Here is a 12,208-nt window from a genome sequence, read left to right on the forward strand (position 1 = left end):
GGGGAGACAAATGACAACCGAAGCTAAAGAAAAAAGCCCACATTTAAAACGATTTCACTATACACAGGATATAGCTGTTGATAAGCCATTTAACTGGCAACAAACAGTTCGACTATTAAAATACTTAAAACCGTATTCTAAAAAAATTCTACCAATCGCTATTATAGCCATGCTCGTCTCGACGGCAGTTCGGCTTATTGTACCAATTCTTGTTGGTCGTGTAGCCATTGACATGGCGATTGATACTGGTAACACGAATTTACTCATCCAACTTGTTATAGGCATTGCGATCATGTACTTATTTAGTTACGTCGGTAATATGGTTCGAATCAAATATGTGAATTTACTCGGACAAAACGTGATTTACGATTTAAGACGCCATTTGTTTTCACATGTGCAACACTTGTCAAACCGCTTTTTTGACAAAAAATCGGCTGGTAGTATTATCGTTCGAATCATGAATGATATTAATTCACTGCAGGAACTGTTTACGAATGGAATTATTAACTTACTCATGGATATCGTCATGCTAGTAAGTATTATTATAATCTTATTTGTTCTCAGTCCACCATTGGCTGCAGCAGTAGTCATTGTAATTCCAATTATGTTTTATATTTCAACGAAGTTAAGAAAGAGAATTCGTCGCTCATGGCAACAAGTACGGATTCAGCAATCAAGACTTAATTCACATCTTAATGAAAGTATTCAAGGGATTCGTATAACGCAATCCTTCGCACAAGAACAAGAAAACACAGAGTTTTTTGAAGGTGTGAATTCTGATAATTACGATCGTTGGCAAACAGCAACTCGTAAAAGTGCTATGTTCCGTCCGTTTGTCGAGATGAGTAATGCGTTTGGAACTGCAGTTTTACTCGGTTTTGGTGCATTCTTAATATCACAAGGTTCCTTAACAGTCGGTACATTCTTTACGTTTGCGTTATTCATCGGTATGTTCTGGGAGCCGATTTCACGTCTTGGACAAATGTATAATCAATTGCTTATGGCGATGTCAGCATCTGAACGTATTTTTGAATTCCTAGATGAAGAACCGAACGTGAAAGAGAAGGAAGATGCTGTTCATTTAAATGATATTGAGGGTCATATCGAATTTGATCACGTTCAATTTGCTTATGATGATGAACGGATTGCGTTAGATGATATTTCCTTAGAAATGAAACCAGGTCAATCCGTTGCGTTAGTTGGTCATACAGGTTCAGGAAAGACTACGATTGCTAATTTAATCAGTCGTTTCTATGATCCGACAGACGGTGCGGTTAAGATCGACGGAATTGACTTACGTGATGTGAAGCTCGATGATTTACGCCAAAAGATTAGTGTCGTCCTGCAAGATACGTTCATTTTCTCAGGAACTATTATGGAAAACATTCGCTTCGGTCGTCCAGATGCATCGGATGAAGAAGTGATTGAAGCAGCAACAGTCGTTGGAGCAGATGAGTTTATTCAACGTCTTGCAGATGGTTATGAGACTGAAGTTGAAGAACGTGGAAATATATTATCTGCTGGTGAGCGTCAATTATTATCGTTTGCGCGTGCATTATTAGCTGATCCTAAGATTATTATTTTAGATGAGGCAACAGCAAGCATTGATACAGAAACAGAAGTTAAAATCCAAAATGCACTTAAACGATTGTTAGATGGTCGAACGTCAATCATTATTGCACACCGCTTATCAACAATCCGTGATTCAGATAATATTATTGTGCTAGAAAATGGTCATATTTTAGAACAAGGTAATCATGACGAATTAATGGCACATGGTGGCGAATACTATGGTCTCGTGAAGTCACAATTTCAAGCATTAGACCAAATGTAAAGGAGGACCGAGCGGCTTACATGTCGTTCGGTTTTCTTTCTTCAATCAAATGGCTTATCATTAGATTGAAGTTCTACATTATTAAAGAAATTTTTAATAATTGGCTTTGTTAAAGTTTAGTGTTGATTTCAATTGGTTTAGCACTAAGTTGTTGAATTGTGAGTAGCGATGGTGGCGACTCCAGGTCGACTAAAAGCGGTCACGTCCTGTGACCAACGTCGACATTAGACCGTCCGGGTCGTCATGGGAAAAGCACGAGTCTCGAGACCCCGCAGGAAACGCTTTTCTTCCGAGGAGGCTCGAGCCGTGCCCCACGGAAAGCGTCCACCAGTAGCGGATCACAACATCAACAACGGATTTTAACAGAACATATTAAATTAGTGTATTTGTATCACAAAGATTTAATAATCATTCGACAAATAGCATGTGATATATGGTAGACTATGCTCAGTATAGACAAAAGAGGAGGAAGGCAGTTGAGTAAGCATCTCTATGGTGTCATCGGTCTCGGCCGATTTGGCGGTAGTATTTGTAAAGAACTTGCTCGTGAAGGTATGGAAGTTCTTGCGATCGATTCAGATGAGGAAAAGATTAACGAATATAAAGATATTGCATCACATGCGGTTATTGCAGATTCAACAGACGAATTAGCTTTAAAAGATATAGGCATTCGAAATATTGACCATATCATCGTCGCAATCGGCGATAATATTCATGCAAGTATTTTAACAACTTTAATCGTTAAAGAACTAGGAATTAAAATGATCACTGTCAAAGCTCAGAATGATTACCATGAAAAAGTCTTGAATAAAATTGGTGCCGATGAAGTCGTGCATCCTGAACGTGATATGGGTAAACGTATTGCTCATAGTATTATTTCAAGTAATATTCTAGATTACTTAGAGTTATCAGATGAGCACAGTGTCGTCGAAGTGAAAGCAGGAGAGAAGATGAATGATAAGACATTGATTGATCTTGATATACGTGCTCGTTTCGGTTGCAACGTTGTAGCGATTAAACGCGGAGATGATATTAATGTGTCACCAATGGCGGATGATGTGATTCATAGAAATGATGTTATTATCGTAATTGGTGCTGATCAAGATATTCATCGATTCGAAAAAGCCCTTGTTATTGAAGATTAGATTGTGATTGTTAAGTAAAAATAGGTTATATTTCAATATTAAAAGCCCCCATGGCCTAATTGGCTATGGGGGCTTACTACGTTGGATAGGAATGATTCAATTATACTTCCATTATGATCGGTAAAATCATCGGGCGACGCTTCGTTTTATCATACAAGAATGGCTGAATTGTATCCGTAATTTCATTTTTAATTTCAGACCATTGCGTCGTTTTACGTTCCATTACTTTTTCTAAATGGTTCGCAACTAGACCTTGTGCATCTTTGATTAGATCCTCTGATTCGCGCATATAGACGAAACCACGAGAGATAATGTCAGGTCCAGAAGCAATTCGGAATTCTTTCATATCGATACTTACCACCACGACGACTAAGCCTTCCTCAGAAAGGATACGACGGTCGCGAAGGACGATATTACCAATATCACCAATTCCACTACCATCTACATAGACAGAGCCAGATGGAATCTTACCTGCGACTCCGACTTTGTTCTTGCCAAGTGCTAACACATCACCATTGTCCATGATGAAACTGTTTTTACGCGGGACACCTGTTTGTTCAGCTAAATTAATATGTTCAGCTAACATACGGTATTCACCGTGAATTGGCATAAAGTATTGTGGTTTTAGTAAACGTAACATTAATTTTTGTTCTTCTTGTGCACCATGGCCTGAAGTGTGAATATCATTTAATGATCCATGAATGACATTCGCACCGGCACGGTACAATTTATTAATATTACGATTAATACTAATTGTATTACCAGGAATCGGTGATGATGAAAAGACAACTGTGTCATCTGGTTGGATCTGTACATGGCGATGTGTGCCATTAGCGATACGTGATAATGCCGCTAATGATTCACCTTGTGAGCCTGTACATAGAATAACCAACTCATCACTTGGTGTTTTTGAAATTTGGTTAGGTTCAATAAATGTATCTTTCGGTGCTTGAATGTAACCAAGTTTCTGACCGATTTTAATTGCGTTTTCCATGCTTCGTCCAAAGACAACAATTTTCCGTTTATTCTTAATTGCTGATTGGACTACTTGTTGGAGGCGGTAAATATTCGATGCGAATGTTGCAAAAATGATTCGTCCACTCACTTCATCGAATATATTTTGGATACTTTCGCCTACAACGCTTTCAGATAGACTAAAGCCTGGAACTTCACTGTTCGTACTATCTGATAAGAGGGCTAAAACACCTTCTGAACCGATTTCAGCCATTTTAGATAGGTTGGCTGGTTCACCAACAGGGGTGAAATCAAATTTAAAGTCACCTGTGTGAACGATGTTTCCAGGTGGTGTTTTGACAACAATACCGAATGAATCGGGAATGCTGTGTGTCGTACGGAAGAAGCTGACGGATGTTTTACGGAATTTAATCACGTCATCTTCCTGAATTTCGTTCAAATCAGCGCTACGGAGTAAACCGTGCTCTTCTAACTTGTTTCGGACTAAGCCGATTGCTAGCTTCCCGCCGTAAATCGGGATGTTCATCTCGCGTAATAAATATGGAATCCCACCGATGTGGTCTTCGTGTCCATGTGTAAGAAACAATCCTTTAATCTTGTCTTGGTTTTGGATTAAATACGTATAATCCGGGATGACATAATCAATGCCTAACAATTCATCTTCTGGGAATTTAATACCAGCATCGACTAAAATAATTTCGTCTTGGAATTGAATGCCGTACGTATTTTTACCAATTTCACCAAGACCACCTAACGCAAATATCGCAACTTGATCGTTTTTAACAAACTTCATGCGTTAGAGATCCTCTACTTTAAAGTTTTCGGATTGTTGTTCATAGGCTAAATGCGCCTCACTTAATTCTTGGACATGTTCAATATTATACGGACGGTCTGCTAGCTTTTCACGGACTTCACGTTTGGTTTCTGCTTCAACGTACATGGTTTTAGTTTCTTCACGTACTGGAGCTTCTGTAATGTTTTCTTGATAGAGTACTTTGAATACCATTTTGTCTCTCTCCTTACTTAGATTAGTTTTACGTTCATTCCTATCCGTATAGCTATATAAAATGCAATTAAGCATTATTAAACAAATTCAGTCTGATAACATGCGAAATAAAAGGTGATAATTTACGTACTTGCACCTTGTTTAGATCTTAGTACTTTTTTTAGACGTTTTTTAATTTTTTCACGCAACCGTTTCAACATTATACCATACATCTCCTTTCAGTATGATATACAACTAGTAGTAGGTTGGTAATAAGATCGCAACATATCGCATAGCTATAATTGTTACAAAGAATGTTTTATTCAATGTCCATAATAAATCCTATCTTTATTATATACTGTTCCTCACCATAAATAAAATAATAAATACAAAAAAAGTACTGACAAAGTTCGTCAGTACCTTGAAAACCGTCTTCGAATTATAATTCATCGACTGATACAGCGCCTTCTGGTGGAGACATTGGGTCATCTTGATTAATATGATCATAAAACATAACACCGTTTAAGTGATCAATTTCATGTTGAAAAACACAGGCTGCGTAACCTTTGAGTCGAATTTTTACGTCTTCGCCATCTAAGGTTGTGGCTTTAACAGTAATACGTGCATGGCGTGGAACGATTCCAGGCACATCACGGTCAACACTCAAACATCCTTCTCCACCTGGCAAATAAGTTTGCTCGACTGAATGACTGACAATGCGCGGATTGTAGTAACCATTGCTGTATTCTCGGTCATTTGCATCTGTGAAGTGAACAGCCATCATTCGCTTGGCTAAGCCGATTTGGGGAGCTGCTAATCCAACACCGGGTCTCAAGTCATATTGTTCAGCTAGTTCCTCGTCTTGGCTGTTTTTAATAAATTGAAGCATCTCATTTAATGTATATTGATCTTCGTCTGAAGGAGGAAGAGGGACGTTCTCAGTCCGTTGTCGTAGTCTCTCGTGTCCTTCACGAACAATATCATCCATTGTGATCATTAGTGACATCCTTTCTTATTGCACAAATTCCATCATCTATTTTAGCATAAAACCTATAAAATCATCATGGAAGTTGTATATTTTTAAAACAGAAATATGCTATACTTTACTTGTTATATAGATGTAAATAAAATGAATTGAACTATTGAAGATCAGAAAGGGAATGACGAGATGAAAAAACTTAGCTTATTGTTTATAATGATTACGATCACGACGTTTCTAGTCGCTTGCAATTCCAATCAAGCAGCAGAAGACATCTATAATCATCTAGAGGCTTCTGTCGAAGAAGAATCAGGGTTTCACGACGCACAAGAGGAACTAGTAGATGTAGAACAACAGGAACAAGAATTATATAATGAGTTAATCGAAGTTAACATGAATGAATTAGATGAGATTCAAGGCACGGTTGAAGAAGCGCAAGCCCTTTTAGAAGAACGCAGAGAATTGATTGAACAAGAAAAAACGAGTATTGATGCGGCAAAAGAAGAATTTGATCAAGTTGAAGAGTCAATAGAAAACTTGGATGAGGAAGCACAAGAAGTAGCGAATAATATGGTAACCACTATGAACGAACGTTATGAAGCATTCCAAAATGTTTATGATGCTTATAATAAATCATTGGATTTAGATCAAGAGCTATATAACATGTTGGCAAATGAAGACTTGGAGCAAGAAGCTTTAGACGAACAAGTAGATGAGATCAACTCAAGTTACGATGATATCACTTCGGCTCAACAAACATTTAATGACAAGACAGAAAGCTTTAATGACCTTAAACGAGAATTTTATGAAACAGTTGACCTAAATGTAGAATTTGAAGGTGGAAATGGCGAATCTGAGTAGGTTGTTGTAGGACAGAGCACACGTATTAATACGTGTGCTTTTTTATATCCAAATAGGTTTCAAATACAAGGAATACCAAGTCTCGCTCAAGTTGATATTGACTGGGTTAAGAAAACGCTTTCTTAATGGGTTTTCTGTTATAATACAGATATGACAATTTGCTGTAACAGTTTCAGTTTTTGAGTTGAATAGTATTTCTTAAAATTGTTTATCACCATGCATAATCAAAAGTGTTTGACGAAAAATATTCTTTTAGGATAAACTACTTAATAGATGGATGTTGTACTAATTCATTCTAGCAAAATGTTATAACAGTTTTTTATGATTAACGTTAATCGATTATGGGTACATATAAAAAGGATAGGTATTCATTAAATTAGGACGTTAAATCATTCCATAACAAAAATTTTTAAGATGAAAGGAAGAGGTGACCTACGTGAGTTTTAAAAGTCCACTTGAAGGTATCGAAGAACAGTTCGAAATGATTCAAATTTTAGATGAAAATGGTCAAATTGTAGATGAAGACAACCTCCCTGATTTATCAGATGATGATCTTGTTGAATTAATGCGCCGTATGGTTTACACACGTGTGTTAGACCAACGTTCGATTGCATTGAACCGTCAAGGTCGATTAGGTTTCTATGCACCTACTGCTGGTCAGGAGGCATCACAATTAGGAAGTCACTTTGCAATGGAGAAAGAGGATTTCTTGCTTCCAGCTTATCGTGATGTTCCTCAATTAATTTTCCACGGACTACCATTGTATCAAGCATTTTTATTTTCCCGTGGCCATTATCACGGTAACCAAATGCCAGAAGACGTGAATGCGTTAAGCCCGCAAATTATCATTGGTGCGCAAATCACTCAAGCTGCAGGAGTGGCATTAGGTATGAAGCGTACTGGAAAACAAAATGTCGCAGTAACTTATACTGGCGATGGTGGTGCTTCGCAAGGTGATTTCTATGAAGGTGTTAACTTTGCAGGAGCTTACCAAGCACCAGCTATTTTTGTTGTGCAAAATAACCAATTTGCCATCTCTGTGCCAGTTGAAAAGCAGTCTGCAGCAGACACTATTGCTCAAAAGGCAGCGGCTGCTGGTGTTCCCGGCTTCTTAGTTGATGGTATGGACGTACTAGCTGTATATCAAGTCGTTAAAGAAGCACGTGAACGCGCTATTAATGGTGATGGTCCAACAATGATTGAAACGATGACTTATCGTTACGGTCCACATACAATGGCTGGTGACGATCCAACGCGTTATCGTACAGATGATATGGACGACGAGTGGGAAAAACGTGATCCACTTGTACGTTTCCGTAAATATTTAGAGTCTAAAGATTTATGGTCTGAAGAGAAAGAAAATGAAATCATTGAAACAGCAAAAGAAGAAATCAAAGCAGCAATTAAAGATGCTGACCAGCAAGATAAGCAAAAAGTAACGGACTTAATGTCAATTATGTACGATAGACTTCCACAAAATTTAGAAAGACAAATGGAAGAATATAAAGAAAAGGAGTCGAAGTAAGCCATGGCACAAATGACGATGATTCAAGCAATCACTAACGCTTTACAAACAGAGCTTAAAAATGATGAAGACGTCCTTGTGTTCGGTGAAGACGTCGGCCAAAACGGTGGTGTTTTCCGTGCAACAGAAGGGCTTCAAGAAGAATTCGGAGAAGATCGTGTCTTTGATACGCCGTTAGCTGAATCAGGAATTATTGGCTTATCCGTTGGTATGTCAACACAAGGTTTACGTCCAGTTCCTGAAATTCAATTCTTCGGCTTTGTATTTGAAGCAATGGATGCTGTGAGTGGACAAGCTGCTCGTCTACGTTACCGTTCAGGTGGTCGCTGGCATGCCCCAATCACAATTCGTTCACCTTTTGGTGGTGGTGTTCATACGCCAGAATTGCACGCTGACAGTTTAGAAGGACTGATGGCGCAACAACCAGGTTTACGTGTTGTCATCCCGTCAAACCCATACGATGCAAAAGGATTATTAATTCAATCAATTCGTGAAAATGATCCAGTTATTTTCTTAGAACATATGAAACTTTATCGTTCATTCCGTGAAGAAGTTCCGGAAGAAGAGTATACGGTTGATTTAGGTAAAGCAAATGTAAAAAAAGAAGGTAGTGACATTACATTTGTCGCTTATGGCGCGATGGTTCACGCGGCGCTTAAAGCAGCAGAAGAGTTAAAAGAAGATGGTATTGAAGCTGAAGTGATTGACTTACGGACCGTTAGCCCGGTTGATTACGACACGATTATTGAATCGGTTGAGAAAACGAATCGTGCTGTCGTAATTCAAGAGGCTCAGCGTCAAGCGGGTATTGCAGCAAGCGTTGTTTCAGAAATTCAAGAAAGAGCAATCTTGCATTTAGAAGCACCTGTATTACGAGTTACTGCACCGGATACAGTTTATCCATTTTCTGAAGCAGAAGAAGTATGGTTACCAAATCATAACGATATTGTTGAGAAAGCAAAACAATCAATCAACTTTTAATGAAGTCAAAGACAGGAGGGTATCATAGTGGCCTTTGAATTTAAATTACCAGATATTGGTGAAGGAATCCATGAAGGTGAGATAGCCAAGTGGTTTATTAAAGCAGGTGATGAAATCCAGGAAGACGACGTGCTTTGCGAAGTGCAAAACGATAAAGCCGTTGTTGAAATTCCATCACCCGTTGAAGGAACAGTTAGCGACGTTCATGTTGATGAAGGAGAGGTCGCAACGGTTGGACAAGTAATCGTTACGATTGATGCTGAAGGATATGAGGATCAAGGGTCTGATGATGAAAGTGAATCAGATGACGCTGAAGATCAAAAAGAAGAAAAAGAAGAAAAAGACGAACAGAAAGAAGAGAAGTCTGAATCTAAAGAGAGCACAACACAAGATCGTGAAGTTTCAGATGATGAAGGCGAACGTGTTATTGCGATGCCATCTGTTCGTAAGTATGCCCGTGAAAATGAAGTGAACATTCAAAAAGTACAAGGATCAGGCAAAAATGGTCGTATTTTAAAAGAAGATATTGATACCTTCTTAAGTGGAGATCAACCTGCAGAGGCTGCTGATGCTGCTGATACAAGTGATGATCAGCCAGCTGCTAGTAGTAAGCAAGAACCAGCACTTGAAGGTCAATATCCTGAGACACGTGAGAAAATTAGTGGCATCCGTAAATCAATTGCTAAAGCAATGGTTAAATCAAAACAGACTGCTCCGCACGTAACATTAATGGATGATGTTGATGTAACAGAACTAGTTAATCATCGTAAGAAATTTAAAGAAGTTGCGGCAGAACAAGATATTAAATTAACTTATCTACCTTATGTGGTTAAAGCATTAGTTTCAACTATTAAGAAATATCCAGTGCTTAACACGTCATTTGATGATGATACAGATGAATTAATTCAAAAACATTATTACAACATTGGTATCGCAGCCGATACAGATAAAGGCCTACTCGTACCAGTTGTAAAAGACGCTGATCGTAAGTCGATCTTCAGTATCTCTGATGAAATCAACGAGTTGGCAACGAAAGCTCGTGATGGTAAACTAGCTTCAGAAGAGATGAAAGGTGCATCAACATCGATTACGAATATTGGTTCAGCAGGTGGTAAGTGGTTCACACCAGTTATTAACCATCCAGAAGTCGCGATTCTAGGTATTGGTCGCATTAGTGAAGAACCAGTTGTCCGTGACGGTGAAGTGGTTGCAGCACCAGTCTTAGCGATATCATTAAGCTTTGACCACCGTATTATTGATGGTGCAACAGCGCAACACGCGATGAACCATGTGAAGCGATTATTAGAAGATCCACAATTAATTATGATGGAGGCGTAGATTTATGGTAGTAGGAGATTTCCCAGTAGAGGTCGATACGTTAGTCGTAGGGGCAGGCCCAGGTGGATATGTAGCAGCAATTCGCGCTGCTCAAATGGGTCAGAGTGTCACAATTGTTGATAAAGGTAATTTAGGTGGCGTTTGTTTAAACGTTGGTTGTGTGCCGTCTAAAGCACTTATCTCAGCGGGTCACCGTTATGAGCAAGCAAATGATTCTGAAGATATGGGGATTACAGCTGAAAACGTATCTGTTGACTTCTCAAAAGTACAAGAGTGGAAAGGCGAAGTCGTTAACAAATTGACTGGCGGTGTTGAAGGCTTACTTAAGTCCAACAAAGCAGATATTGTTAAAGGTGAAGTTTACTTTGTTGATCAGAATACAGCGAAGATCATGGACGACAAACAATCTCAGACGTATAAGTTCAAAAATGCGATTATAGCAACAGGTTCTCGTCCAGTAGAACTTAAGCCATTCCCATACTCTGACCGTGTTCTAGATTCAACAGGAGCACTTGAATTAGAAGAAATTCCAGAGAAAATGGTTGTGATCGGTGGTGGTTACATTGGTACTGAGCTTGGTGGTGCATACGCTAGCTTTGGTACAGAAGTGACTATTCTTGAAGGTACAGAAGATATCCTGGGTGGCTTTGAAAAAGGCATGACACAACTTGTGAAGAAACGTCTTAAGAAGAAGGGCGTCGATGTCGTGACAAAAGCGATGGCACAAGGTGTTGAAGAAACAGATAATGGTGTTAAAGTAACGTATGAAGAAAAAGGTGAAGAAAAAACGGTAGAAGCTGACTATCTATTAGTAACAGTCGGTCGTCGTCCAAACACTGATGAAATTGGTCTAGATGAAATGGGCGTTGAGATGGACGATAATGGTGTAATCAAAATCGACAAACAATGTCGTACTAGCTTAGATAATATCTATGCGATTGGTGATATTGTTGAGGGACCTCCACTTGCACACAAAGCTTCTTATGAAGGTAAGATTGCAGCTGAAGCAATCAGTGGTGAGAAATCTGAGATCGACTATCTTGGAATTCCAGCGGTTGTCTTTAGTGACCCAGAATTAGCAAGCGTTGGTCATTCGGAAGATAGCGCGAAAGAAGCTGGATTTGAAGTTGACGCTTCGAAATTCCCATTCGGTGCTAACGGCCGTGCATTATCACTAAATGACTCTGAAGGTTTTGTGAAGCTTATTACACGTCAATCGGATGGTCTTGTAATTGGTGGCCAAGTGGCTGGACCAAATGCAAGTGACTTAATCGCAGAAATTGGTTTAGCAGTTGAAGCTGGAATGACAGCTGAAGACTTAGCGTTAACCATTCATGCTCACCCGACATTAGGTGAAACAGTTATGGAAGCAGCAGACCTAGCAATGGGTATGCCAATTCATATCACAAAATAAACTCAATTCATTGATTAAACCCGCAAAATGTTAATATACATTTTGCGGGTTTTTGTATGTTCTAATCACTTATTAAATGGCTCTAAAATATTTGTTGGGGTAGATACACAATTTAGCGTGAAGGTTTGATGGTGGCCGTTGGCATCATGTGATCCGCTTACGGTGGATGCT

The 12,208-nt window shown here is 38.9% G+C and carries 10 protein-coding genes; 7 read left to right on the forward strand and 3 right to left on the reverse strand.

What is annotated here, in order from left to right; all coding sequences use genetic code 11:
• Positions 1–10: 10 nt before the first annotated feature.
• On the forward strand, positions 11–1,834 hold the full coding sequence (locus FHR85_RS13420) for an ABC transporter ATP-binding protein (RefSeq protein WP_167264137.1): 1,824 nt from the start codon (positions 11–13) through the stop codon (positions 1,832–1,834).
• A 443-nt stretch (positions 1,835–2,277) separates the two neighbouring features.
• Positions 2,278–2,979, forward strand: a complete 702-nt coding sequence (locus FHR85_RS13425) for a potassium channel family protein (RefSeq protein ID WP_167264139.1) — start codon at positions 2,278–2,280, stop codon at positions 2,977–2,979.
• A 100-nt stretch (positions 2,980–3,079) separates the two neighbouring features.
• Here the strand turns inward: FHR85_RS13425 and rnjA are convergent, their stop codons facing one another.
• From rnjA to def, 3 genes are all read right to left on the reverse strand, one after another.
• Positions 3,080–4,747, reverse strand: a complete 1,668-nt coding sequence (gene rnjA / locus FHR85_RS13430) for a ribonuclease J1 (protein ID WP_167264141.1) — start codon at positions 4,745–4,747, stop codon at positions 3,080–3,082.
• Positions 4,748–4,750: 3 nt separating this feature from the next.
• The gene (locus FHR85_RS13435) at positions 4,751–4,960 is read right to left on the reverse strand and encodes a DNA-dependent RNA polymerase subunit epsilon (protein ID WP_167264143.1); all 210 of its coding nucleotides are present in this window, start codon (positions 4,958–4,960) and stop codon (positions 4,751–4,753) included.
• A gap of 418 nt (positions 4,961–5,378) precedes the next feature.
• On the reverse strand, positions 5,379–5,936 hold the full coding sequence (def, locus tag FHR85_RS13440; RefSeq protein WP_167264145.1) for a peptide deformylase: 558 nt from the start codon (positions 5,934–5,936) through the stop codon (positions 5,379–5,381).
• A gap of 171 nt (positions 5,937–6,107) precedes the next feature.
• Here def and FHR85_RS13445 point away from each other — a divergent pair, with 171 nt between their 5' ends.
• The 5 genes from FHR85_RS13445 (at position 6,108) to lpdA (ending at position 12,037) form a co-directional block, all read left to right on the forward strand.
• Positions 6,108–6,779: a YkyA family protein gene (locus tag FHR85_RS13445; RefSeq protein WP_167264147.1), complete on the forward strand. Its 672-nt coding sequence runs from the start codon at positions 6,108–6,110 to the stop codon at positions 6,777–6,779.
• 481 nt (positions 6,780–7,260) lie between these two features.
• Positions 7,261–8,304: a pyruvate dehydrogenase (acetyl-transferring) E1 component subunit alpha gene (gene pdhA / locus FHR85_RS13450; RefSeq protein WP_167264158.1), complete on the forward strand. Its 1,044-nt coding sequence runs from the start codon at positions 7,261–7,263 to the stop codon at positions 8,302–8,304.
• Between the two features lie 3 nt (positions 8,305–8,307).
• A complete protein-coding gene (locus tag FHR85_RS13455; RefSeq protein WP_167264149.1) occupies positions 8,308–9,285 on the forward strand; it encodes an alpha-ketoacid dehydrogenase subunit beta in 978 nt (325 codons plus the stop codon).
• A 27-nt stretch (positions 9,286–9,312) separates the two neighbouring features.
• Positions 9,313–10,623, forward strand: a complete 1,311-nt coding sequence (locus FHR85_RS13460) for a 2-oxo acid dehydrogenase subunit E2 (RefSeq protein ID WP_167264151.1) — start codon at positions 9,313–9,315, stop codon at positions 10,621–10,623.
• 4 nt (positions 10,624–10,627) lie between these two features.
• Entirely contained in the window at positions 10,628–12,037 is a 1,410-nt protein-coding gene (gene lpdA / locus FHR85_RS13465; RefSeq protein ID WP_167264153.1) for a dihydrolipoyl dehydrogenase, read from the forward strand.
• Positions 12,038–12,208 lie beyond the last annotated feature (171 nt).

The sequence above is a fragment of the Alkalibacillus almallahensis genome (genome assembly GCF_011761495.1).
Classification (GTDB): Bacteria; Bacillota; Bacilli; order Bacillales; family Alkalibacillaceae; genus Alkalibacillus; species Alkalibacillus almallahensis.

Excerpts from the sequence above, each read along its gene's own strand:
- FHR85_RS13420 (WP_167264137.1), top strand. The coding sequence starts at position 11 with ATGACAACCGAAGCTAAAGAAAAAAGCCCACATTTAAAACGATTTCAC.
- FHR85_RS13425 (WP_167264139.1), top strand. The coding sequence starts at position 2,278 with ATGCTCAGTATAGACAAAAGAGGAGGAAGGCAGTTGAGTAAGCATCTC.
- rnjA (WP_167264141.1), bottom strand. The coding sequence starts at position 4,747 with ATGAAGTTTGTTAAAAACGATCAAGTTGCGATATTTGCGTTAGGTGGT.
- FHR85_RS13435 (WP_167264143.1), bottom strand. The coding sequence starts at position 4,960 with ATGGTATTCAAAGTACTCTATCAAGAAAACATTACAGAAGCTCCAGTA.
- def (WP_167264145.1), bottom strand. The coding sequence starts at position 5,936 with ATGATCACAATGGATGATATTGTTCGTGAAGGACACGAGAGACTACGA.
- FHR85_RS13445 (WP_167264147.1), top strand. The coding sequence starts at position 6,108 with ATGAAAAAACTTAGCTTATTGTTTATAATGATTACGATCACGACGTTT.
- pdhA (WP_167264158.1), top strand. The coding sequence starts at position 7,261 with ATGATTCAAATTTTAGATGAAAATGGTCAAATTGTAGATGAAGACAAC.
- FHR85_RS13455 (WP_167264149.1), top strand. The coding sequence starts at position 8,308 with ATGGCACAAATGACGATGATTCAAGCAATCACTAACGCTTTACAAACA.
- lpdA (WP_167264153.1), top strand. The coding sequence starts at position 10,628 with ATGGTAGTAGGAGATTTCCCAGTAGAGGTCGATACGTTAGTCGTAGGG.